General features: G+C 42.3%; 1 protein-coding gene. It reads left to right on the forward strand.

Going from position 1 to position 267, the window contains the following annotated elements; translation table 11 throughout:
- Positions 1-267, forward strand: a 267-nt coding sequence (locus tag ACG916_RS21640; RefSeq protein WP_419330803.1) for a phage late control D family tail protein, incomplete at both ends; no start/stop codon positions are given.

Below are 267 nucleotides of genomic sequence, written 5' to 3' on the forward strand. Positions count from 1 at the left end.
TTTGGAAACACCGTAGAAACTCTAGAGTATTTATGAATAAGTCGGTTGTGGATGTGATCCAGACCGTGTTCCAAGAATGGGTACAACGCAGCCCACTATTTGCTTCAAGTCTGACATTAGATAAGAGTGGACTGAGCAAAGACTATGATGTGCGTCCATTCATTATGCAGGCATCTGAAAGTGATTTTGACTTCCTGACCCGTTTGATGAGAAGTGAAGGGATTAACTGGTTGATCGATGAAGCTCAGCTTAAAGTATCGAGCTCAA

The sequence above is a fragment of the Acinetobacter legionensis genome, from assembly GCF_048552295.1.
GTDB lineage: Bacteria > Pseudomonadota > Gammaproteobacteria > Pseudomonadales > Moraxellaceae > Acinetobacter.